At 47.6% G+C, this 24,038-nt stretch carries 13 protein-coding genes; 7 read left to right on the forward strand and 6 right to left on the reverse strand.

What is annotated here, in order from left to right; all coding sequences use genetic code 11:
• The first annotated feature begins 9 nt into the window (after positions 1-9).
• A complete protein-coding gene (locus tag TK45_RS10620; protein ID WP_131258631.1) occupies positions 10-13,515 on the forward strand; it encodes a PLxRFG domain-containing protein in 13,506 nt (4,501 codons plus the stop codon).
• Here the strand turns inward: TK45_RS10620 and TK45_RS10625 are convergent.
• The 6 genes from TK45_RS10625 to TK45_RS10650 all read right to left on the reverse strand — a co-directional run bounded on the left by TK45_RS10625 (position 13,512) and on the right by TK45_RS10650 (position 19,031).
• Entirely contained in the window at positions 13,512-14,864 is a 1,353-nt protein-coding gene (locus tag TK45_RS10625; protein WP_131258632.1) for a tyrosine-type recombinase/integrase, read from the reverse strand. The genes TK45_RS10620 and TK45_RS10625 overlap by 4 nt on opposite strands.
• A 15-nt stretch (positions 14,865-14,879) precedes the next feature.
• The gene (locus TK45_RS10630) at positions 14,880-15,638 is read right to left on the reverse strand and encodes a hypothetical protein (RefSeq protein WP_131258633.1); all 759 of its coding nucleotides are present in this window, start codon (positions 15,636-15,638) and stop codon (positions 14,880-14,882) included.
• A 14-nt stretch (positions 15,639-15,652) separates the two neighbouring features.
• A complete protein-coding gene (locus tag TK45_RS10635; RefSeq protein ID WP_131258634.1) occupies positions 15,653-16,060 on the reverse strand; it encodes a hypothetical protein in 408 nt (135 codons plus the stop codon).
• 267 nt (positions 16,061-16,327) lie between these two features.
• Positions 16,328-16,639, reverse strand: coding sequence for a hypothetical protein (locus tag TK45_RS10640; protein WP_131258635.1), 312 nt, complete (start codon positions 16,637-16,639; stop codon positions 16,328-16,330).
• A 5-nt stretch (positions 16,640-16,644) separates the two neighbouring features.
• Complete coding sequence (locus TK45_RS10645) at positions 16,645-18,771, reverse strand: AAA family ATPase (RefSeq protein WP_131258636.1); 2,127 nt, start codon at positions 18,769-18,771, stop codon at positions 16,645-16,647.
• Between the two features lie 17 nt (positions 18,772-18,788).
• Positions 18,789-19,031, reverse strand: a complete 243-nt coding sequence (locus TK45_RS10650; protein WP_131258637.1) for a hypothetical protein — start codon at positions 19,029-19,031, stop codon at positions 18,789-18,791.
• 260 nt (positions 19,032-19,291) lie between these two features.
• Between TK45_RS10650 and TK45_RS10655 the strand changes: the two genes are divergently transcribed.
• The 6 genes from TK45_RS10655 to TK45_RS10680 all read left to right on the forward strand — a co-directional run bounded on the left by TK45_RS10655 (position 19,292) and on the right by TK45_RS10680 (position 23,899).
• The gene (locus tag TK45_RS10655; protein WP_131258638.1) at positions 19,292-20,047 is read left to right on the forward strand and encodes a hypothetical protein; all 756 of its coding nucleotides are present in this window, start codon (positions 19,292-19,294) and stop codon (positions 20,045-20,047) included.
• A 309-nt stretch (positions 20,048-20,356) separates the two neighbouring features.
• Complete coding sequence (locus tag TK45_RS10660; RefSeq protein ID WP_131258639.1) at positions 20,357-20,818, forward strand: hypothetical protein; 462 nt, start codon at positions 20,357-20,359, stop codon at positions 20,816-20,818.
• A 27-nt stretch (positions 20,819-20,845) separates the two neighbouring features.
• On the forward strand, positions 20,846-21,640 hold the full coding sequence (locus TK45_RS10665) for an ATP-binding protein (protein ID WP_131258640.1): 795 nt from the start codon (positions 20,846-20,848) through the stop codon (positions 21,638-21,640).
• A 5-nt stretch (positions 21,641-21,645) separates the two neighbouring features.
• Complete coding sequence (locus tag TK45_RS10670) at positions 21,646-22,197, forward strand: hypothetical protein (protein WP_131258641.1); 552 nt, start codon at positions 21,646-21,648, stop codon at positions 22,195-22,197.
• 51 nt (positions 22,198-22,248) lie between these two features.
• Positions 22,249-22,833 (forward strand): hypothetical protein, encoded by a 585-nt coding sequence (locus tag TK45_RS10675; RefSeq protein WP_131258642.1) that lies wholly within the window; start codon positions 22,249-22,251, stop codon positions 22,831-22,833.
• Positions 22,826-23,899, forward strand: coding sequence for a hypothetical protein (locus TK45_RS10680; RefSeq protein ID WP_131258643.1), 1,074 nt, complete (start codon positions 22,826-22,828; stop codon positions 23,897-23,899). Before TK45_RS10675 ends, TK45_RS10680 begins: the two co-directional genes overlap by 8 nt.
• Positions 23,900-24,038 lie beyond the last annotated feature (139 nt).

Here is a 24,038-nt window from a genome sequence, read left to right on the forward strand (position 1 = left end):
TAACCGCACATGCCGAACAAAGCCAATCCGTTTAAAGATTACGATTTGACTAACCCTTACGACATTATTGCGTCTGGGCGAAAACTGGGGTTAAGCGACGAGTTGATGCAACAGCTTGCGCCTGAAATCTGGGCCGCTGCAAACCCAGATAACGGGGGCTTTCTGGAAACGAAAGCACGCAACCTGGGGAATGCGGCAACTGACTTCGTAGGTAACTTATCCAAGATTACCGGTAATGCGTTGGGCGGGGCTATTCGAGCGTTGCCAGAATCGTTAGGCGGCGGCGATGAGCGTGCGGATCGGGTATCTGCCAGCCTGAACCGTTGGGGTGATAAGGCCCGTGATTTGGTGGACTACCAGCCTGAATACTCTCCTGAATTGCTCGAATCAAAAGGTGGGGTAACGTTTGGCAACGTTTACGGCTTTATCAATGAGCAGATGATTCAGTCACTGCCTGAAATGGCCGCTGCCGTCTATGCCCCTCATGCGTTTGCCGCGTCAACCGAACAGCGATTGGCAGAAGATCGGGCGAGAAATAACAACCGTGTCAATCCGACTGGGGAAGATTACTTGTCGGTTGCGCCGTTTACCGCTGGTGTCATGGCACTGGAACGCTTGGGCGCACATAAAGCCTTTGGATTGGACGATGGACTTCGCGCATCCGATATTGCCCGTGTCACAGACGACTTGGTTGACGGTGGTTCTAAGCTGGCAATTGCGAAAAACGCGAGTCATAAAGTTGGCGCGGCGGCGAGTGTCGAAGCGGGAACGGAATTCTTGCAAGAGGGCTTAGAATACACTGCCGGTACTTTGGGAACCGTAGAGGGCTTTGACGGGTGGGACGCATTTAAGCAAGGCGGCTATGGTGCGTTAGGTGGTGCCGGTACGGGTGCGCAGCTACGCGGTGCAGCTAACGTGTGGCAAGGTGTTCAGCACAAGCGCACGTTGGACAAACTGGCTGACGAGGGTTTAGCGTTTGATTTGCTGACCTTGCAGAACGAAGAAAAGCGTCTTGCGAAGTTGCAGGATGATGTGGCGAACATTAACCAGCCACAACACGATCCTGCCACCCAAGCCCTGCTACAGCGTTACGACCGACTGAATGCGGAAATTGAATCGCTGTTGAATCCTGTTCAAATGCGTGACCCGATGGGTGCGGCCAATGATCCAATGTGGGCAACAGAGGGGGAGCAGACCAGCACTTTGAATATCACGGTGCCAGCTTCGCAACCTAGTGCAGATATGGATCAGTTGGTTGAGCAGGCCACCTTACTTGATCCTGAATATACCGCGCAGGTAATGAAAGATGCAGAGTCCATGCGTGGCAATGTCACTGACGATATGGTGGACGATTACCTGCTTGAAAAATTGACAGGTATTGTTGACCAGTCACCCGCCTATAAATATTCACGCGGCTTGCTGAATATTGAATCCGATCCGGTATTGGACGAGTCCACGCAAGCAAACCAAGCACCACAGCCAGAAGCAAACGCCACTACCACACTACCGGAACAGAACTTTGCACCGTCAGACAGTGACGTTGACACGACTATTACCGATCCGCTGGTTAAAGGGTTGGCAGAGTGGAATACACAAAATGACGTGGATTACATACAGAAAGATCCGGCACATACTGTCCTGCACGGCTTACGCTCTCATTCAAAACAGGGCAGGTCGTTTGATGAAGCGATCAATTTTGATGAAGAAACACAGGCATTTTTTGGTGGATTGACGCCAGATGCGCAACAACAATTGCGTGAGCGCTACGAACAAGGCGCAGATGCAATCAACAGTCTGTATAAACTTTACAATCAGCAAGTGTCTAAACCTGGGCAGCAAAAAGCGCAACGTGCGCTGGATGAAAAACGCTACAGCAAAGATTATCTGGACTACAGCGAACATTACCAGAATCACCCAGAAGAAATCCCTGAACAGGATTCAGCCGGTTGGCAGTTCTTGGCAACCAGCACACAGATGAGTAAACAAGAAGTCGCTCTGTTGCAAAAACAGTTGTACGGCGAAACACCGGCACCGGCCAAAACCCCACCTAAAGCCAAAAAGCTGAAAGAAAACGACACGGAATTTCGCAGCCATACCGGCAATACGTTTAATTCAGTGTCCGAAGCGGAAAAAGCGCGCAAGGAAAACGGCTTAGAAAAAACAACGTTTGTAAGTAAATCGGGTCGTAAATCGTTTGTACTGAAAAAGGTCACGCCTTGGTCTGGTAAGCAGCAGGTTACGGTAGACGATTACACCGATTACAAAGGCACGTTGGGCGCTATCTTCATTCCTGAAAACCAAGCTGCAACGCAACAGCTTTGGGATATTGCGCGCACAGTTGACCCGCAGGCCCGTTTATTGAAAGTCAGCCCAAGCGATAATCGGCAAGGGGTGGTTTTCAGTAGCCAAGAGAAAGCCGAAGCGGCGATAAAGATGCACGGGATTAGTGTCAATGGCGGTGCCATGATAATGCCTAATCTCGATACGAAGTTACCGGCCACTACTGCGAAAACTGAAACCGAGCAAGAAAAGTCAGCGCCTGCCGAAGAAACAAAACCGTTTAACTTTGGCAGTAAGACACAAAATAAATTCGACAGTGAAGCCGACGCTGAAAAAGCCAGGTCAAAACATGATCTGCAAAAGGTGTCGTTTGTCGAGAAGATAAAAGGGAAGCTGCACAAGTGGAAGTTGACCAAAGTGCGCGCATGGAATCCGAAACGTGTTGTGGTGATGCGGGATTTGTTTGAAAAAGGGCATGGTCAGCAACAAGGTGATAAACCGCCCCGCGCTATCTTCTACGTTAAAGACGACAGCATTAAGCATCAAGATCACTTGTGGGAAATTGCTAAAACAGTTGACCCTCAAGCAGAAAAAATCGTTAAAACAGATGCTAAAGATCAGCTTTCTACCGAAAAATATTATGGTGTTGGCTTTAGTTCTCAGGCGCTGGCCGAGAAAGCAATGAAGTTACATGGCATTACCATTGAGGGTGAATCAGATCACTACCCGAACTTTGATGCCAGCCCAGAACTAAGCAACGAACAGGCGGCAGCCAATACAGCCAGTGACTTACTGCACCCGTCAGACCCGCGCAATAAGTTGGTAATTAGTAACTTTTCAGGCAACAACGTTGTACTTTCAGCCAAGGGAAAACCGTTTCCATCCCGTGAAATCGCTTGGAAAGCGCTTGTTGATAATGGGCTGGTTGGTATTGCAGCGGTCATAAAATCAAAGGATGGGTCAAGCGGTAAGCCTATTTACCAATTGCGTTTAGTTAAACCCCTTGAACCACACGAAAATGTGACAGTCCATCGTTTTGATGATCAATACGGTGCAAGTGTTCATTACCTGAAAACGCGCCATCCCTCAGTATCTGATGCACTGGTGTTAGCTGCCCATACCGCAGGGTTAAAAGACGTGCGGATTGGCAAGGCACCTGATGGTAGCCGTACCGTCTTTATTTATACCGCTGATTTTTTAGAACGGTTGATTGCGGTGTCAGGCATTAACGTTCATGTTGGAAATGATGTTCACCACTTAGCGGCTAAAGTTGCCAACGCTGCAACAAGGGAACAGGCCGATCAAAACTATGAACGCCTGTTAGCAAGATGGGAAGCAGTTAAAAACCATAATGAAAACAGCAGAAAATCTGGTAAGAAATCTGTAGCTAAAAAAACCGATAAAGTCAGCACTTTTGGCAAGTTGCAGAAGCTGAAAAATTACTACTTTAGAAATCCTGACTTCAAATTACAGCCGGTTAAAGAATCTGACCAATTAACCCCTGCGGAAGAAGCGGAATTGGCAGAGTATGTTAAGGAACAAAACTACCATTTCCTACTTGAAACGACCCACCCAGATTCAACAACTAATAGCGTAGTAAATGACCTGTTTTCAACCGGTGAACTAAACGGTATTCATGCACTGATAAGTAAGTTGCGCGAGGCATTTAACGACCAAGTAACCGTGTTGGATGACATACTGCAAGACAGTGGCCCTCACCAGCAGGCATTTGAAAATCTTACCGAAGTATCAAAGGATTTTATTCGTGAAAAACTGCAAGAGGGGTCACTTAAAACCTTTTTGATTGCCGCTAAACAACGCCAAAAAGAAGATATTGACAATCAAACCCGTGCGGGACGCCCCCGCTTCGGTACGCGGCCTGAACCAAGAACGGAACTGTTTAACGGCGATAACAATAAAATCTTCACTAAAGATAAGGCGGAAGAAGCCAAGGCGAAGATCCGCGCGATTATGGCTGGTCGCGCCAATAGTGGTATTGACCCTGAACTGTTTACGGCGGGTATGACGCTAACCGGCTACTACGTGGAAGCGGGTATGCGTAACTTTAAAGATTACGCCGCGCAGATGGTGAAAGATTTTGGCGAAAACATTAAGCCTTATCTGTTGTCTTTCTGGGAAGGGACGCGCGCCTATCCTGGGTTAGATACAGCGGATATGACGAAATCTGACGACGCTAAACAGATCCTGACTGATCTGGACTCGATGCTGGAAGATGAAGCTGATGTGGACGGGGAACCTGAAACCGTTGACGACAGTTCAGTGGATAAGCCAGCGATGGAACAGGCGCTGTTTATGAGCCTGTTTGATGATGCCGTCGATACTATGCACGAATCTGCTAAAAGTTTCCTACCGCATGATGCGCTTAGTTTCAAAATGTATATCGCCAAGAAAATGGGTATTAAGTCGAAAGACGTTACCTATGAAATGGAAAAATACGCGCAGGAAATTTTAGAACGGGCCATGTATAAAGCGCTTCGCCTGCAAGTCGTTGGTTCAGGCTGGAACCGTGCAGCGTTTGATGAAGTGATGGAAAAGGCGAAGAACCTTTATAATGCACAACCAAAGTTGAATGTACGCACCGGCAAAAGTCAGCGCCTACAGGCATTCTCAACCCCTCTGCCGCTATCACTTTTGATTAACCGTGCGTTGGGCATGTGGACAGAAGAATTTGGCGGCAAGGTTGAATTTGGTGATGCTGTCAATGAAGAAAAGGTACTGGAGCCGACAGCGGGTAACGGGCTGTTGTTGCCGCTGGTGGAATTGGGTAACAACCTGACCATTAACGAGATCATGCCCGATAGAGTCAATCAGATTGGCAAGGCTGGTCTGAGTGCTGGACGACGCACAGGGGCCACTAACGTACTGTCCAAGGATGCGGTTACTGAGGACTTGGTAGAAGCAGAGTCGCAAGACGTTGTAATTATGAATCCGCCGTTTGGCCCGTCTGATACATCGTACACGGTGACTGGGGTTGATGGACTGGATTACACGTTAACTGATATGGATCACATTATCGCAGCGCGTCAGTTACAGGCGATGGCAGATTCTGGTCGGGCAGCGTTAATCCTGGGCAGTTCGCGCGACGGGAAAATTAAGGGTAAAGGCCGCGTTTTCTTGAACTGGCTCTACAATAATTATATTGTTGCCGACCACTTTGACGTTGACGGTAAAGTTTACGAGCGCCAAGGGGCCGCATGGCCGATTCAGGTCGTGATTATTTCTGGGCGTCGTACTACTGACAACGATAATTATGCCCCCACCAAACTTGACCGCGTAAAGGGCGAAACTGCTAATGATATTTTCAACGCCGTTGAACAGCGACTGGACGATAACGGATTTCTGGATTCCCACGAGTGGGATCACCGAGCCGTCGAAGCTGACTATGTTAGCGATGGAAATGCCAGTATCAGCCCCAATATCGCGCCAGATGATAATGCAGGGACTATTCAGAAAGTTGGAAAAGGAAATAAAGGAAATAAATCCACAAAAGAATCTGGCGTACCTGATACCGGAAGAAATGGAAATGATGGGGCCAATGGAACTGGCGTGGTCGATAGCAGCGGAGATAGAACGGACACTGGTGCCGGAACTGGATCTGTTGCAGGAAACACAAAACTGGATAAACGGGATAACCCCGATTCACAAAAACCTGATAAAGAACCAACTAAAGGCGGTTCCCACCTTGATTCTATTCTTAGAAACCTGCAATCCGTCGAGCGTCTAAACGACTATCAGGCCGCATATAAAACCGGCTCACGCGGTAGCAATAATGGGGTACTCATCCCGTTCAATATGGCAAAACAGAATCAGGCTGCGTTAGCTTCTCTGATTTCCCGCGTAGGCGATCTGGACGAATATGTTGCCTACCACCTTGGCTACAAAGACGTGGACGATATGTTTGCCAAAGCTAATTTCATGGGCTTGCAGGTAGACTCACTCGCACTGGCAATCGACAAATATTTTAACGGCGGCAAAGCCATTATCATTGCTGACCAGACGGGGGTAGGTAAGGGCCGTCAGGCTGCGGGTATGATTCGCTTCGCCATGCAACAGGGATTGTTACCGGTATTTATCACCGCCAAGCCAAACCTGTTTACCGATATGTATTTTGACTTGCTGGAAATCGGCTTAGAACCGAATGAAATCAACGCATACATAATGAACAGCGGTCAACGTATCACCTCTGAAACAGACGGCGGCAAGACGGTTACACACCAAGAATCACCGAAACAGAAAGAACATCAAACCTACCTGAAACGTATGAATGCAGGTCAGGCTGAAATTGGCAGCAGTGCTTTCCCATTCAATATGATCATGGCTACCTACTCCCAGTTTGCAATGCAGTCGGCACGTAAAGGGGCATTGCTTGGCGTGATGGAGAATGCCTTTTTAATTTTGGATGAAGCGCATGAAGCGTCAGGCGAATCGTCTGAAACCGGCAATTATTTCAGACAGGTAGTGCGGGATGCCAAAGGCATTACCTACTTGTCGGCTACGTTTGCCAAACGCCCCGATAACCTGGGCTTGTATTTCCGTACTTCGTTAGGGGATGCGGCTAACTCAATTCAGGAATTGCAAGATGCGTTGTCAGCAGGTGGCATCCAGATGCAAACCCTGTTGGCGGCCATGCTTACCGAATCCGGCGAATTATTGCGCCGTGAACGTTCTTTCGAGGGGATCACGATTGAAGATCGCTTTGATAAGAAAAACCGCGATACGCACGTCAAGCTGTACGACAGTTCAGCCAGAATCCTGCAAGAACTGATTGCCTTTTCTAATAAGTTTAAGGATTTTATCAAAGACGAAAATGACAAGATTAAGGCAGGCGCACAACTCATCGGCACCAGCAACATTGAACAGCTAAACCCCTATAGTTTTGCGTCGGTGGTGCATAATTATATCCGCAACCTGACCATGGCAATTAAAGCGGAAACCGTGGCACAGCGCGCAATTGATATGGTTAACACAATTGACCCGAAAAGCGGTAAACCCTATTCACCGGTTATTGCGCTTGACTCCACGATGGAGTCAATAATGAAAGCGTACATGGACGACAACATGATTTCATCGGGCGAAAGTATTGAGGGCTACAGCTTTTCAACGTTGTTTGAACACGCGCTGCGTTCAACTATGTCAGTGACGGAAAGAAAACCTAACGGCGATACAGAAAAAATCTACTATCACGTTGACGACCTGCCTTATCACTTGCAGGTTCATGTTGAAAAGATCAGGGATATGGTGGCCGCAACAGACTTTGATGCACTGCCGGTTTCGCCTATTGATTATATCCGTAAACGCCTAACTGACGCCGGTATTTCCAGTGGTGAATTAACTGGCCGGACTAATGTGTTGGATTTAGACAAAATGGTGTTTAACACCAAGGCCAACGTATATGGTGATAAGCCGCGCCGTGAAATCGTGGACGACTTTAACAAAGGTAAGATTGGTGTACTCATTCTTAACCGTGCTGGCTCCACCGGTTTGTCGATTCATGCGTCAGAAAAAGAATCCGTTACCAACAAAAACCCCCGCCACATGATTGTGGCGCAACCGTCGCTTGATATTAACGTATTCATGCAGATGCTTGGACGGATCAACCGTACCGGACAGGTGGTGTTACCCAGTTACGAATTATTGTGGCTGGACTTACCCAGTGAAAAGCGTCCCGCTGCGGTACTGCGCGGCAAAAGCCGTTCCCTGAATGCGAACACCAGTGCTAATACCGATTCTGCAACCTCTGTGGATGGGTTGGATATGCTCAACCATTACGGTGATGAAATCATGCGTATGTACCTATCCGAAAACCCAGATATTTTGATTAAGTTGGGGTTAAGTGCCACTGGACTGAATGAACGGGAAGAATTGGCCCGATACATTACGGGCAAGATGGCGGTATTGCCTACAGAAGAACAGGAAGAATTATTTGCCGCAGTGGAACCCATGTATGAAGAATATGTGGCGCAGTTAAAACAAACCGGCAACTTCCAGTTGGAAACAACTGAAATGGATCTGGATGCAACGATTGATGAGCAACAGATACTGGAAGAAGGGGATAACACCAATGCCTTTGACCGTGACATAAAGCTAAACAATGCCGATGTGAAAACACAGGGTAAGCCAATGTCCGGTGAAGAAATGCAGCAGCTTCGCTCGTCACTGGATAGGATAGCAGGGGCTGAACTGTTTGATAGTTTTGCCAACGCATTCCAAACCTATATCTACGAGCGCTATGCACAGCGCATTGCTGATGCGACTAAGGCGATTGAACGCGCACACGGGCAGCCGGATAAGAAAATTAAGGAATTACAGGACGCCTTACGGGAAATCGAAGCGCGCAAGGCTAAAGAAATGAATGCCGCACAGGAACTAAAACACCTGTTACATAACCGTTTGCGCCTTGGCTCTGCGATTAAGCTGGAAATCGACGGTGAAATGGTACATGGGATGGTTACGGATATTAAGCATTCCAATGACGGCAAAGGCAATCCGTATGCCCCTGGTAAATTCAAAATCAAACTGGCACTGGCACACCCTCTGCGCCATGTGAACATTAACGCAAGCCAAGTTATGACAGGCAGCGGCACGTTCAAAGTGGTGGATATGAACCACGTACCGCCAGAGGGCTTGCGAAATATTTTTGATACTGAACACATGAAGCCGCAACGGGGTCAGCGTTACATTCTGACCGGCAACCTGATCAAAGCATTCTCTAAAATCGACGGTGGCAAGGTAATTAACTTCACCACCCAAAAGGGACAGAACGAGACTGGCATTTTGCTGCCAAAAGACTTTGACCCCGCTAATGGCATCAAAGATAAGTTGTACGTCACCGATGCGCCTAGCATGTTCCGTTATCTGAACGAAACTAAAGACGCGACCTTACGTTCCTTTGGTATTCGCAACGCTGATAACTTCGGCTTTGCACGGGTTGAAAAAAGCGGTAGCACACAGTTGGTCATGGTGGTGCCAGTTAGTAACGCGGCATTGCGTAAGCGCTATGCGTCGGAAGAAGTGAGCGCCATTCTCGGACGGGAAGTAGCGTGGCGTAACGGACAGAAAGCCGTATCAATTGAAGTGACCGAAGAACAGGCCACCAAAATCTTTGATTTGTTCCAAGAGCAAACCCCGTTTGCGTTGACTGGCAGTGCGCTCGAAGAATTTGCCCGTATTAACGGTATTGAAGCGCGCGGGGATGATTGGAATACCGAAAACCTATTCTGGGATAAGAATGAGGAAGTAGACCATCAACGCCGCGAAATACTGGGGATGATTGGTCGATTATCACTAATATCGACTGGCTTAATCGGGGCGGGGGTTGGTTCAAAAGCGTTAATACCGGCTGATAATACAAAAACAGGCGAAGTAACACCGCTATCTGTTGACGCGCTGCACGCCAAATTACCTAAAGAAGTGGAAGCGATTTTGCGTGGTGAAGGGAAATTAAAACCCGCCTTACAAGCGCTCATAAAATTAGCCCCACCAGAAATAAAAGCGTTAGTGCAAAAACTTAATTCATTAGTCACATCAAAAAGTAACGCAAACGTGATTATTGATGATGATGGTCACTGGAATGCGAATGGCGCAGTAGACATTAAAGATGGTGAAATTCGTATGCGCCTTTTTAATGCCAAGCTGAATGACGGGACACAGCTAAGAGGGTTGAGTTATGGCACGTTCTTGCATGAAGCGCTGCACACTGTTGTTCTTTCACGATATGCGAAACTTTCAGTTGCCGCGTACCCTGAAAATTTTGGCAAGTTAGGCCAGGGAGATCCTAAAGCGGCGGCAGCGCTGCAACAGTTTACGAATTTGTGGCGGGAATTTAGCCTAGCGTTTGGAACCGTCAAAGATAAGCCAATCTGGCTAAAAGAGGCTTTAAACACTCCAGACGAGTTATTTGTCAGGGCGCTGACCGACCCTAATCTGCAACACCTTATGGCGCAAAAGAAATACAAAGGCCGGACGCTGTTGCAGCGGTTTAAAGACTGGGTGAAACGAATGTTGTTCAGCTTAGAGGGTACGCATCCATCATGGCTGGACGCCGCGCTTGTTGGTGCGAATGACTTGCTGGATGCCATGGCTAACGACCCAGATAACTTGGCTATGATTGAAAACTATATCGCCTTAACGAGTAAGAGTAGTGGCGGCAGCGCGCATTATGATCTTAACGAAAACCCATCAGAGCAGTCCAAGGGTGGCCGCAAACGCTCTAATCATTTGTCCCGTCTAAGTAGCGAAGTGAAATCCTACTTTAAAAAGCTGATGGATAAATACGGGCGTGAAAAGGTACTCAAAGTATTACCGCTTTCTGAAATGGCGGATCTATACGACCACATGACTAACGGTGCATTGCAACGTTATTACGACCTGACAGAAGCCTATGCGGCATACAAAGCCAAGGCATTGCAGTATGCCGAAAAGCACGTAGAAGAACGTTGGGCTGACCTGCAAAAAACCAATCCCGATGAAGAACGCCGTATGTCTCATATTATGCTAAACGCGACTATGAGCCAGTTGTCACCGGATGTTGCATTTGTTGATCAGAAAATCGTTCAGTCGCTAAAGGCACGGATCGCACAAATTGAACTGGATATGCAGGCCCACCCGAAAGGGGGCAGCTTGGGTCAACGTGAATATAAGGGCGATCTTGAACAGAAACTGATTGACCTGAAACGGGTCTACAGGGATTTGCATAAAGAGTGGAAAACACTTGCCAAGAATTCACCGCAAGCGCAGCAGCTTTACCTTGATGTGCGTGAACACTACAAAGTGATGTGGAATAAGACGAAAGAATACCTGATTAAACGCATTACTGAATTAGAGGGTGACAACAAACATAAAACCGCACTGATTGATAAGGTGAAACTTCAGTTTGAAAAAGCGGTGCAATACGGTGATTACTTCCCGCTTTTCCGTACCGGCAATTACATTGTGACTTCGACCAAGGATAAGGGCCGTGACTTTATGGTGACGCGCCACGAAACACTGGAAGAAGCCGAAGCCGAAGTAAAGGCCATGGAAAAAGAGGGGTGGAATTCATCATACAAAGTTGAAGCGAAAGTAAAATCCAGCGGCCAAACGTCAGTATGGCAAAGCGGTAAAGAAATCCTGGGGGCAGTGGAAAGCATAAATTCCCGTGCGCGCTTGGGGCAGTTACCGGAGCATAGCGGTGGACTGGTGTATGAATTCAATGAAATGGAAACGCTGTTTGAAAAACTGTCAGATGGGGCCGCGAAGAATGCGCTTATCGACCAGATTTATCAGGTGATGTTGGATTCATTGCCGGAAGCGTCAGCGGCTAAACACTTTATACACCGTAACCGCGTCAAAGGTGCCAGCGCTGACCAGCGCCGTGCCTACGCGCACACGATTTACCATAGCGTACAACGTGCCGCCAAAATCCAGTACCAACACAAACTGGAAGCGGAGATCATTAACATGCGCAAGTTGGCTGATGATGTGACTGGCCGCGATAATATTCTGTTGCAGCAAGTAGCTGACTCTGTGCAAGAACGTCATGATAAGACAATGAACCCTAATGGCTCTGCGATCTCTGCGTGGCTAAGTGGGTTTGGTTTCCACTACCTGCTAGGTGGCAGTGTGGCCGCTGCCACTGTGAACATGACCCAAGTGCCGTTGGTTTCCGTGCCGTATCTGGGTTCTATCTATGGCTACCGCAATACCAAAAATGCCATGTTTAAAGCCTACGCTGACGCACTGGGGTCTAGCCTGAATTTGGCACAAGGCAAAGGTGTGAAGCGGATATGGAAAACGGTGTCGCAGGTTGACTCGATTATTGATGTGACCAACAACAATAAGAACCTGTCAGAAATGGAAGTGAAGATGATCAAGCTATTGCAGGATCGGGGCAAAATTGACGTAACCCAATCACTGACCATCGGGCAGACAGCCGACACAGACACCAAGGATTACACATGGCACAACCGCCAGCGTGGGCAAGCCATTTTGCGTGCGTGGGGTTCGATGTTCCACAACGCCGAAGTGTTAAACCGCCAAGTAACCGCGTTAATGACTATTCGATTAGAACTGGCGCGCAACCCCAGAGTGTCAGAAGAACGCTTGTATAAAATTGCTGCCAAAGCGATTGATAGCACACAGTTCAATTATGCGGCTCATAACCGTGGCATGTGGACGCGCGGGGATTACAGCAAACTTATCTTCATGTTTAAAACCTACTCGGTGAACATGATTAGTTTGATGGTGAAAAATACCATGCGCGCGCGTAGAGGGGATGAGCAAGCTAAAAAATTCCTGATTGGATTTATTGGTATGCACGCGCTTGGCGCGGGGGTGTTTGGCATCCCGTTGGTCGGTATGTTCTTTGAACTATTATTCGGCCTGTACGATGCTCTGGATGATGATGATGATCCAGACAACTATGTGCGTTTTGTGGATGAATTGATCATGACAGTGGCTAAAGAACTGGGCATGAATGATTACTTTGCGGATAAAACCAGCGTGGCACTACGCAAAGGCATTATTAACGCGACACTCGGCATAGATATGGCAAGTCGCGTCGGGCTGGATTCGATGCTTTGGCGTGCAGAGACTGACCCAGAAGATACCGCATTTGAGCGAATCGCCAAGCAGCTTGCCAGCCTGACACCACTGACCAATATCTTTGGCAATATCGTTGAGGGTGGCTCTATGTTACACGAAGCCATTTGGTATAAAGGTGGCGATCCTGAATTGGCAATGAAAGGGGTAGAAAAATTCCTGCCAAACGGCGCTGGCGATTTGTTTAAGCCAATCCGCCATGGTGTGTATGGGCAGACGACTCGCGCTGGCAACATGGTTATTCCCGCAGACGAGTTTCAGGATTTCACCGGTATTCTTTCACTGATGGTCGAAGCTGGCGGCTTTAATACTGAACGTATGCGCGATGTGTATGAACGCCGGTCGATTCAGTTTAAAGAAAACAAATACCGTGAAAAGCGTCGGGCCTTGTTGATGGATTTAGCGAAGTTTGAAATGCGTCGTAATGATGTTGTGTCGGACGGCACCCTGACTCTGATTGACCGCTTTAACCGTGATAACCCAGATATGAAAATCATTACATCGTCTATTACTAACAGCCTAAAGGCACAGCAGGCTTATGAACAACAAACTGTTGATGGTATTCGCTTGCAGAAGAAACAGGAGTGGCGCAGAGATCGCCGTCAATACTTTGGTAAGGATGAAAAGCAGGACTAATCGAATAGTCCCGCGACTTTACTAAGCAAACCGGTATCAAGTTGGGATTCGTTAGCTGGCACCAGTGCGCGCGGGTCGCGCTCTACGGCGGCTAACAGTTCCTGCCATTTCTCGATCCACTCTTTTTTCAGGTGGTAGAGCGTCCCAAACTGATAACTTTGGTTCACGCCTACCGCCAGTTTGTGATTCAAAATGGCGTCTGTCACCTCTTTGCTTGCCCCCTGGTTCTGCAAATGCGTGGCGATAGTTTTACGGAACATTTTAGCTGTGAAGTGCATCCACCCATGCGCCTTTTGAAACTCTTTTGCGGTCAAGCTGCCACGTAGCGGCAACGGCGTGTAAGGGTCTACATCGAAAAACAGATACATATCCGGTGTGAGTTTGCCGACCTGCTCTTTTATCCGCTGAATATGGATTAACAGCAGTTCGACCACATTCTGCGGTAAATGCGTCCAAGCCGGTTCTTTGTTTTTCATGCACGCGGCAGGATGTTCTATTCGCATCATTTGCCAATTGATATGTTGCATTTGCACGCGCGTCCATTCGTCAGAGCGCACGCCAACCCGTAACATAACTTCGGCCAATACTTTCACCCATGGCTTGAGCCTGTCTTGCTGATGAAGTTCGTTCAGAAAGGTATGCAGTTGCGTCGAGCCAAGATAGTGCTTGGTGGGGTGTAACCGCACTTCGTTTAATACTTTTTTGCGACCGAATGCCGGATTGGCGTTGATAATGTTTAGTTCCACTGCGTAACTGAACACCACGCGCCCCGCTTTATGGGCATTAAGCGCTGCGCCCTTTTTCTTCTGATTATTGGCAATATCCATGATCAGGTTATCCCACATGACCGGTGTAATCAGGTTGATAGGATGGGTGCCATAAACAGGGAATACATGGTTAGTCAGTGCTGCGCTGTAGTCTGCTAGTGTGTCAGGATTGCGACCGGCGTTTTGCCAATCATCCTTAAACCGTTCAAATACGCTGAATAGGCTGTTCTTACTGCTTTTCAGTAATGCCATATTGGTGACGCGGCTTGCAATCAGGCGCTGTTCTAATTGCTCGACTTGTGGATCAACCCCGCTTTTAAGCTGGTTGATGAATGACTTGTAGCGTTGTTCGATTTCAGACAACGGCAGATCAGGGTATTGGCCTATGCGAATAACATTGCGCCCACTGGAAACGGGACGCTGATACCGCAGTTGAAAATGGCGGGACACATTGCCGTCAGCTTTTCGGCTCAATTGCAGTTGCAGACCTGCGAAATTATCAAAGGTATACACCACTTTTTTTGCCAGTTTGGGTAGTAACACCCGGCTAACTTCACTCTCGCTAAATGCTATTTTGGGCATGTGTCCCCCCCTCGATTACATAACGCGCAATGCCTCTAGGTCTTGTCCTGAGTCGCGTAGAAACTTCTTAAATGAAGCAGGCGCGTTACCCTCACCATCCCAATCTGTACCATTCAAACGATACAACGGACGGCTTTTGCTTTTCATGATTGCTTTGTTTTCTTCCTCGGCCTGAACCATCTTTACAAACTTTTCAATTTCAGCGCCCATGTGTGGAATACTAACACCTTGTTGGCGAGAAGTATAAATGTCACGGGCCGTTTTCATCAAGATTGCATTCTTGTTCGCTTCTTTCTCGCGTTCTTCTTTGGTGATCTCGTTGGCGTAGTCCAAACCACGTTGAAGATTCTCGATAACCTGTTCAAAACCATGGAAAGCAATTGCTGATTTAATCGCTACACGTAGCTTTGCCATATCGTTGATGTAGTTAGCCGCCGCACTAGAGCCAACCCTTTCTTTGTTGGCAGCTTGTGAGCCAACATAAGTGGTGCGCTCACCGCCGATTAGATCCATGCGCCCACGCATTTTCAAAAAATCTTCCATTGTAGGCGGTAGCTGCGCTGGCTCCACGTTAAAATCTTTGGCTAGTTCTGTGTTGAAACCATTTACTATGGCCCACGCTTTTTTCAGGTCGGGTACTTTATCCAGACTGATTTGACGTGACCGGTGCATCTTGGTGCCTTTTTTCAAAGACTCGACAGCTTGCACTTGAATGCAGCGACCGTTTGACGCTGAATTGACGATTGATAGTTTAATTTGAATCTTGTTGTTCATGGTGTTAAGTCCCTCTATTTATGGTTAGGTAGTGTTACTTTAATTGCCGTGCATCCATCTTCCCCAACAGCGGGTAAGGTCTTGCCGTCCCACTCTTTGAGAAATAACGAAGCAAAGGCTTTTGAAACAAAACAAATTCGACCGCGTTGGCCTGTATGGTCTAGATCGATAAAAACGCCGTGAGTAAATAGCATTCGCATGGTGCCGCACCACATGCCATTAACTTTGCGCAAGTCCTCGTAGCCTTGTTCCATAAGATAGGCAGCAAGACGCAATTCCTTATCGCAATAACCCTCGGTGAACAGCTTTTTCGCTTCATCCAGATATTGTTCTGAGCGTTGCATAGACTTGTTTAATTGCTCGATTGCTCCGTCGATTAAAGTTAGCAATGGATCTGGCATAAAGGTATGTTCGTTACTCATGTTTTTACCTAGTTAACCCCTCAATTTAATGGGCGCTATGATCCGGCAATTCAGCATTCAGCGGTATGGGGTCGTACAAATTGATACCTTTCCCATAAAGCCCGTTTTGAATGTCATCAAAGATGCCCTGGTCACAGTGTCTGAACGCATCAATCCACTGCAAAGCGCGTCGATGCGTTTCGTAAAATTTCAGGTGGTAGTACATATTTGTAATATCGTGTGGTAGATAGTCAGCGTGCTTGCTGCCACACTCGATGCACCGTTCCATTAGTGCATACCACCTGTAAACGGAACCACGTTATCGTCGATTTCCACGTCTGATTCCTCATGCACCGATTCAAACGCACCCGCACCAGACATAGCAGCCACGCCAGCCATTAGCAGCATAAGCGTGTCACCGCGACCGCCAGCGTTAGACAGTGACAACAACGTGTCCTTTTGATCTGAACCTTCTTCCGTCGCAGCGCCAATAACCAACGAAAAACTAGCGTCCGATAGGCCCAGTTCATGTGCCAATAAAGATTCAATTTCTTTAACCGCGCGGTGTAGATTGATTTTGTTTTCATACTTCATTGTCATTGGCGTTACTCCTTGTTGTCTTTTTTAGTGTTATGCCGTCTTAACCAAACCACGACATCATTGTTAATAATCTGGTACTTGGTGTGCCGGTTGCGCCCCATTTTTTTAATCACGTTTTCAGCGGTTAACTTTCCAATCGACCGGTTAATGTTCTTGCGCAACGTGTTTTCGTTTGCTTCTGGGTTGAATCGGTACAAGAGGTTGTTTAGTTCAGTCGATTCAACGATGGGTGGGCAGAATCTGGATGCAGCAAATTGCTGTGCTAACAGGTTATCGAATGCGATCAGAATCTGGGCTTCCATGGTTTTGCCCTTGTTAATTTCTGCAATCCAGTCTTTTGACTTCACCGGTTCAGACGGCACCAGCACAACAGACGTTTGCGGATCGCCGTCCTCATCTTCGCCCACGGTCACTACTTGACGATGGAATAACATCGGTTGCATAGGTTCGCCGTCTTTCATTTTGGTATTAACTACCTTGATCACCGGTTGCAGCGTCGGGTCACGCTCCATTTCCGCTTTGTTTTCGACGAACACTTTGAATTCAACATCAACGGCACCTTTGAGTGCTGACGAACCACGGGCGCGGTCTGATTCGCTGTTGCCGCTGTGGTGTACCGGAATCACCATGCAATTGTATTTGCTGTAGACGTATTTCAGATTGTCAATGAAGCGGGTCATATCGCTGGTGGAGTTTTCATCACCGTCACCAAAGTTACGGTTGAGCGTATCTAGCACAATGACTTCTGGTGCTTCGTCCATGCTGGCAATTGCTTTGTCCATAAGGGCATTGATAGCTTGCAGGTCGAGAAATGGCACCGGCTCATTGGTGGTATAGATCGTTGTGCCTTTGCGGCCATGGTGCTTACACCACGCGCGCAAACGCTTGTGTACGCCTGATTGGCCCTCACCGCAGACGTACAGTGTGCGGATTGGTCTTGAAACGCGATGGCCGTGCCAGTCCATGCCGTTTGCCATGTGGCAAAGCATATCCAGCGTGACAAACGATTTGAAATCCCCAGGCGCACCGAAAATCAGACCAATTCGTTCAAACGGTAAGACACCTTTGATAAGCCAGCTTGGCTTGACCGGCGGTTTGTCATATTCAAACTGGGTAACTTCCAAGGATGGGTACGGATCAAAATGACCGTCAGTAAAATTCAATGCTTTACGAATGCGGTTGTGGTCGCGCAAGTCGTTGAAATCGGTTACGCCTGCTTCGACAGGTGGGGCAAAGTAAGGGACGTTAAAATCATCCAGAATACGTTTTGCCACTTCGATGCCAGCATTCTTTTTGCCTTGTGCTTCTTTTTCGTGATCATTGTCAGCGGCCACCACTAAAGCAATGCCTGTTGCGGTCAGCTTTGGCAACATACCTTTGACGATTTCATAAAGGTTATTGGCGTTTCGGCAAACCATGACAGGAACCCGCGTGGCTTCATGTACGCTGGCAGCAGTAGAGTAACCCTCGGCGGCATAGACAAGACGGGTAGTGTGGTCAATGCGGCCTATTAAGTGATATGCGCCTTTGACCTGCCCGTCAGTGTGAACCCACTTTTGCCCAGATGGTGCGATAAACTCTAGTGAACAAAGGTTGCCGTCAAAATCGTGCAGCGGCATAACAATATTGCCTTTGGCATCAACTCGGATGCCATACGCGCCAACCCCTTTTTTAACCAAATAGGGCAAGGCATCAGTATTTATAGGTGAGGGCAGGGATTCAAACAGTTGCCGTGCACTATCGGCGGCGTCTTTTTGGGCTTTGGCTTGGGCCGCTTCACGGATTGCTTTTTGTGCATCCAGTTTAACTTTAATGTCAGCTTTTTCTTGCGCAGAGAGTGGTGAACCCCCCTCTTTTTGTGAAAAGGTATGGGTGACACCCTCGCGCCAATCCCCCCAGGCTCCGTAGCCAAATTCCCGATCTTCTTCATACGAATACCAAAGCGGCGTGTCTTTGCGGTGTTCTGTGCAATAGCAACGCTTTACGTCTGTAAGGCCGGTGATTTCAACATGGTCTATGTCAAAGCCATTGTCTTTTAACAGGCTAAGAAACGACTCGCGCGGCGATTCGACGGGGGTAGACTGCTTGCGATTGGCGTAGGCAATCGGATCGAAGAATGATGATGTGGTCATAAGTCAGGGCTACATAATCATTCTTTAATGAAAAAGTGATCAACAATGTCATTCAGGGAAAAGTTGCCACCCAGTTCATTAAGTGCGGCCTGCACTTCGGCTAATCGTGGGCGGCTGAGTGTCGGACGTTTTTCGATGCGTTTAGCGAAATATCCACCGGACAGGCGCGTATAGCTAACTCCCAGACGTGCAGCCAGTTGCAGCTTTTTATCATGTTCCAGCGACCTGTAGAATTCGCGTGGCGTCACCGACACTTTCATTAACTGTTCCCTTTGTCATTTGATTTACCCTGCAATAGATACTAAATACACACTATCAACAAAATCAATAACTTTTTTGTTGATATTGTGTACTACTGTTGAATAATGCGCGGGAAGATATGCAAATTTATTCATCTATGTGCATAAATTGTGTTTGCGTAACGACTAAATATCTTGCTAGGATTGACGATAAATAGTCACCAACGCTATATAACTTGCTGATTTCAAAGGATTGAATCTTAAAAGGTGAACCAACGAGCATGGTTTTAGACATAAAAAATGTGCGTCACAAAAATGCCAGGTTATTGCTGGCAGAAAAATGCGACGGCGTTTACAAAAACTTCGCTGCCACGATTGACCGGTCGCTTTCGCAAACGTCTGCGTTTCTGAAAGAAGATGCCAAGGTCGGGATCGGCTCTGCGCTTGCGCGCAATATTGAGCGTGGTTTTAACTTGCCTGAACGCTGGCTGGATAAGCCGCAAGCATCGAGCAAAGCGGTTAGTGGTGGTGGCATTGAAGATTATTTGAAGTCAGTCCACGAAGCCTTAGCGGAGCAGAATGTCACCTTTATGGTGAAAAAGTTTTCCGCGTTGAGTAAGTACACTGCGCAGTTTATGAACGCTAAGTCGTTGGTGTCGTTTTCGATTGATAGCACGCTAAAGCAGGCGCTAAGTAATTTCTACTTAATGGCCGAGGGAAAGCAGGAAGCCAAGATCATTACCTGTTTTCTGGACGGTACGATTAGCAGTGGCACTGTTGACGCAATTGTTGCTGACAACTTTGACGCGCTGTTTCGCAATAGCCGAAAGGTTAAGCCAAAAGACTTTTGGTATATGACTGAAAACGACCAACGCCAAATGGTGCTGGTGGCGTTATCTGACGAGTTTAAGACGGATTATCTGGCAACGCGGCCCCAGTCGGTCACGCTGAGTTACCTCAAAGGTAAGCCGGTAATGTGCATGAATGATAAACAATACAAGGTAGCGAATGACGTAGTAGTCGAATCAGCTATTTAAAAAAAGCTGCACCCCGCAGCCTGTTTAGCGTTTCACCGTTCTGGTGAAGCGCCCGTTTTCTTCCCCCCAAAAAAAACTATTGCAATCATATTTTTACGATCTTAATCTAATTCTTCACTGATGTTGATTTCTTGTTGATTTGATGTTTTTCAGCATGAACGTCGGTCGGCTGCACTGCCATGCGGCCAAAAGAAAAGGCCGATAGTTTTACCTATCGGCCCATCACACCAGCAAAGCTGGACAAGTATTAATCAGAATATCAACTACCGGTCTGCCAACCGTGGTTGTAATTGATAGGAGTTCCTGATCGTGTCGATCTTAGATCAGGTTGTTGTTAACGCGCAAGTTAAAAACGTTGCCGTGAACCGCGACCATCCCGAAATGTTATACGGTTCGATAGATTATCTATCCGATTCCATTCTATCCCTGTCCCAACAGATAGCCACGCTTAATGATATGAAGTCCCAACTACAGCGCGAATTGCTTGTCGCGTTGGAAGCGTCAGGCGCTGGTTCACTGGATGCAAATTCCAGTTCCGTGAAAGCTGATACTGGTAAGTACAAAGTGACTGTACGCCAAAATGCTACACGCAAAATCCTCGATGCTGCCGAATTAAGCCGCGTGGCCCCAGAAGTCGTGAAGAACGAACCCAAACTGGACGCACGCAAACTGAATGGCTTGGCGATTAACGCGCCTGAACGCTATCAGCAGGCTTTGAGATACATCGAAACGTCCTATTCAAAACCCAGTTATTTAATCGAAAAACAATAAGGCGGAAACGCCTTTTAAGGATTGACTATGTTTGATCTTGCTTCGCAAGTTATCAAAGGGTCGTCGTCTAACCTGAAAATGCCGATCATGTGTATTCATGGGATCGGCGGGGTCGGTAAATCGACCTTTGGTGCGAGCGCCCCTAACAACTTATTTATCCCCATCGAAGATGGTTTAGGAATGCTTGCGGCTAATCCTAACGTGACTATGACGCCGGTTCCGCAAAGCTATGCCGAAGTTGACCATATCATCGACGCGCTACTGACACAGCAGCACAGCTACAAATGGCTGGTGATTGACTCGATCACCTCGCTGGAAAAGAAGCTGTGGCAAGACCTGTGCAAAAAGTACAACCACGAAAGCATTGAAGCCTTTGGCTATGGCAAGGGATTCAACATGGCACTTGAGATTATGAGCAAGTTTATTCTCAAATTGCGCCAGCTACGTGACCTTAAAGGCATGGGCGTGATCATCATTGCGCACAGCAATGTGACCACCGTTAACAAACCAGACAAAGACCCTTATGACCTGTACGGCATTCAGGTGAACAAGAAGCTGGCGGATTTCATTCATTCGCAATGTGATCTGGTGGGCTTTGCTGAAAAAGAAGTGTGCATTCGCACCGAAGATAACGGATTCAGCCAGCGCGGCAAAGCCATTGAAACCGGTCAGCGCTTGTTGCACTGCTACTCAACTGAGAAGTACAGCAGCAAAAACCGCTACGGCATGGAAGATATGCGCCCAATCCCACTCGACTTTAACGCTCTGATGCAGGCAATCGCATCAAAAATCCCACAACAACCTAAATCAGTACAGGAATAACAATCATGGCATTTTTTGACCCAACTAAATTCGACCCGCAAGCCGCCAAACAGGCAATGTTCAGCGCTATTCCAGAGGGCGAATATCGAATAATCATCACTAAAGCTGAACCAACACGCGGCCAAACCGGCGATATGAGCAAATATCCTGGTCGTTGGTATGACTACCTGCAATTTGAATGTGACGTGTTGATGCCTGACGGCGGTGCGCGTAGCTACTCTGAACGCTTTATGACCAATCACGAAATGGCCGATCACGACTCTTTCAAAGGATTGGTGGCCGGTGGTCAAACGCGCATGTTTGAACTGTATCAGGCGCTTGGTTTGGCTGGCACGGTTGTTCCAGATGATCAGATCAACAGTCGATTGTCAGGCCAAATGCTCATGGCACGAATTGGCTTGAAGAAGAAAGAGACAAACTACCCGAACTACATTGCCCAATTAAAAGCCATGCCCAATACCGGCCACGTTGGCGGTACAACGCCAGCACAACCGGCTATGCAACCTCAACCAGATGCGGGGCTGGCAGCGAATCAAAACCCTTACGGTAATTACTAACTGAAACGGCAGGCCGGATCAGCGCTCCGGCCTTGTCTTGAGGAACCACAAATGAACAACACGGCAAATTACGCTGAAATGATTTTTCAGCGCTTATCAATCATTGAGCAACAGAATAAACAGTTACAACAATCGCTGAATAAGCTGGTGAATCAACTAGCCAGCAATGATGCACAAGACCAACTGAATGCGCAGTTGGCCCTTTTGCCAAAAGTGACGCCTGCGGTAAATGTCACGAAAGCTATCCAAGCGTATGAGCAGATAGAAGCGGCTAACGATGCGGTGTTCGATGAACCCGCCAACGATGAAGTCTTTATGACCGATGAACGCCGTGCCGACTACTTGGTACGGTACGCACACCGCGAAGAATGTTTAATGAACAACCCTAAGATCCTGGTCACGATATGCCGGTTAATTAAAGAGGGTTACACGCAAGAGGATATTGCAAAGCGGATTAACCAGAATTTTCATCCGTTCACGGTGGCGAATGTGGTGCATTCTCTACTGTGGGCAAGGGCTAAGGATTACATTCACGTTGACGATCCGTACAGATGCAAACTGACACCGCAAGCTGACTTCCACATTACACAAAAGTATTTCCTCGATGTGATTTCTAAGAGGAAAGATTATGAATAATAAACTGACCGATCTGATTTACGGGCGCTACGCTGCTAACGATGAATCATTCCGGCCCCATCACGGGGCATCACAAGGCGGTGAACCCTGCCTGCGAAAACAATGGTATTCATTCCGGCATGTGTCCAAAGTCGTGTTTGATGGACGAATGCTGCGACTGTTCGCGCGGGGGCATCGTGAAGAACAGTTTTTCGTGGATGATTTGCGCAGTATTGGACTGGACGTGCAAAACGTTGACCGTGCCGGTAATCAGTTCCGGCTTGTTTGTCCTGACAACAAGCACATAGGCGGTAGTTGTGACGGCTACTTTCGGGCCGGATTCGATATTGATGTTATACCCCGTGGCACGATTGGCCTGTGCGAATTTAAAACATTTAATGCTAAGTCATTTAAAAAGCTGGTGGACGCGCAATCGGTGGCAGATGTGAAGCCATTGCATTACGCACAGATGCAGCTTTACATGGGCTGGTCAAAACTGGGCTGGTGCATTTATCTGGCTGTCTGCAAAGACAATGACGAGCTGTATTGCGAAATTGTCAGGTTTAACCAGTCCGATTTCATGTACCACGAAAACAATATGATTCGCGTGGTTGCAGCGAATGAGCCGCCAGAACGCATCACGGAAAATAAATCAGATTTCTCTTGCCGGTATTGCGACCGCAGCGATGTTTGTTGGGAAGAACAGTTTACACTGAACATTAGTTGCCGGACGTGTGTGTATGCCATGGCGGCTAATGATGGTTCATGGCGCTGCCAGCATGAAGCCGGTGATCCGATTATCGGTGACTTGGGGCATGAGACAACCAAAGGCTGTGACAATCATTTAATCATTCCAGCGCTACTTGCGAAAGTGGCAACGCCAATTGGCAGCGACGTTGAAACCAACTCAATTACTTATGAAACACGGCAAGGTAATCACTTTGCTAACGCACGCGCAGGCGGGTTTACGAGTTGGGAATTGGCAAAGATTATCAGCGTGAATCCATCGCTGCTTGATGCCGGTTCACTGGTCGCAATCAAAGCGGCCTTTGATGCAGAAATTAAAGACGTGCAGGGGGCAGCATGAATTACTTTGTTGCTGTATGTGTGTCATACCTGTTTATTTTTCTGCGTGCGGGTCAGCAAATAAATGTGATTCGTGGCTATTACCGTCGCATACCTCTTTATTCATTCGCTATCGCTTTTTGTGAAGTCACAGCGGTTCA

Source organism: Bowmanella sp. JS7-9 (genome assembly GCF_004329715.1).
Lineage (GTDB): Bacteria > Pseudomonadota > Gammaproteobacteria > Enterobacterales > Alteromonadaceae > Pseudobowmanella > Pseudobowmanella zhangzhouensis.

What these genes read in the sequence shown, in the direction of transcription:
- TK45_RS10620 (WP_131258631.1), top strand. Translation starts at nt 10, where the DNA reads ATGCCGAACAAAGCCAATCCGTTTAAAGATTACGATTTGACTAACCCT.
- TK45_RS10625 (WP_131258632.1), bottom strand. Translation starts at nt 14,864, where the DNA reads ATGCCCAAAATAGCATTTAGCGAGAGTGAAGTTAGCCGGGTGTTACTA.
- TK45_RS10630 (WP_131258633.1), bottom strand. Translation starts at nt 15,638, where the DNA reads ATGAACAACAAGATTCAAATTAAACTATCAATCGTCAATTCAGCGTCA.
- TK45_RS10635 (WP_131258634.1), bottom strand. Translation starts at nt 16,060, where the DNA reads ATGAGTAACGAACATACCTTTATGCCAGATCCATTGCTAACTTTAATC.
- TK45_RS10640 (WP_131258635.1), bottom strand. Translation starts at nt 16,639, where the DNA reads ATGACAATGAAGTATGAAAACAAAATCAATCTACACCGCGCGGTTAAA.
- TK45_RS10645 (WP_131258636.1), bottom strand. Translation starts at nt 18,771, where the DNA reads ATGACCACATCATCATTCTTCGATCCGATTGCCTACGCCAATCGCAAG.
- TK45_RS10650 (WP_131258637.1), bottom strand. Translation starts at nt 19,031, where the DNA reads ATGAAAGTGTCGGTGACGCCACGCGAATTCTACAGGTCGCTGGAACAT.
- TK45_RS10655 (WP_131258638.1), top strand. Translation starts at nt 19,292, where the DNA reads ATGGTTTTAGACATAAAAAATGTGCGTCACAAAAATGCCAGGTTATTG.
- TK45_RS10665 (WP_131258640.1), top strand. Translation starts at nt 20,846, where the DNA reads ATGTTTGATCTTGCTTCGCAAGTTATCAAAGGGTCGTCGTCTAACCTG.
- TK45_RS10670 (WP_131258641.1), top strand. Translation starts at nt 21,646, where the DNA reads ATGGCATTTTTTGACCCAACTAAATTCGACCCGCAAGCCGCCAAACAG.
- TK45_RS10675 (WP_131258642.1), top strand. Translation starts at nt 22,249, where the DNA reads ATGAACAACACGGCAAATTACGCTGAAATGATTTTTCAGCGCTTATCA.
- TK45_RS10680 (WP_131258643.1), top strand. Translation starts at nt 22,826, where the DNA reads ATGAATAATAAACTGACCGATCTGATTTACGGGCGCTACGCTGCTAAC.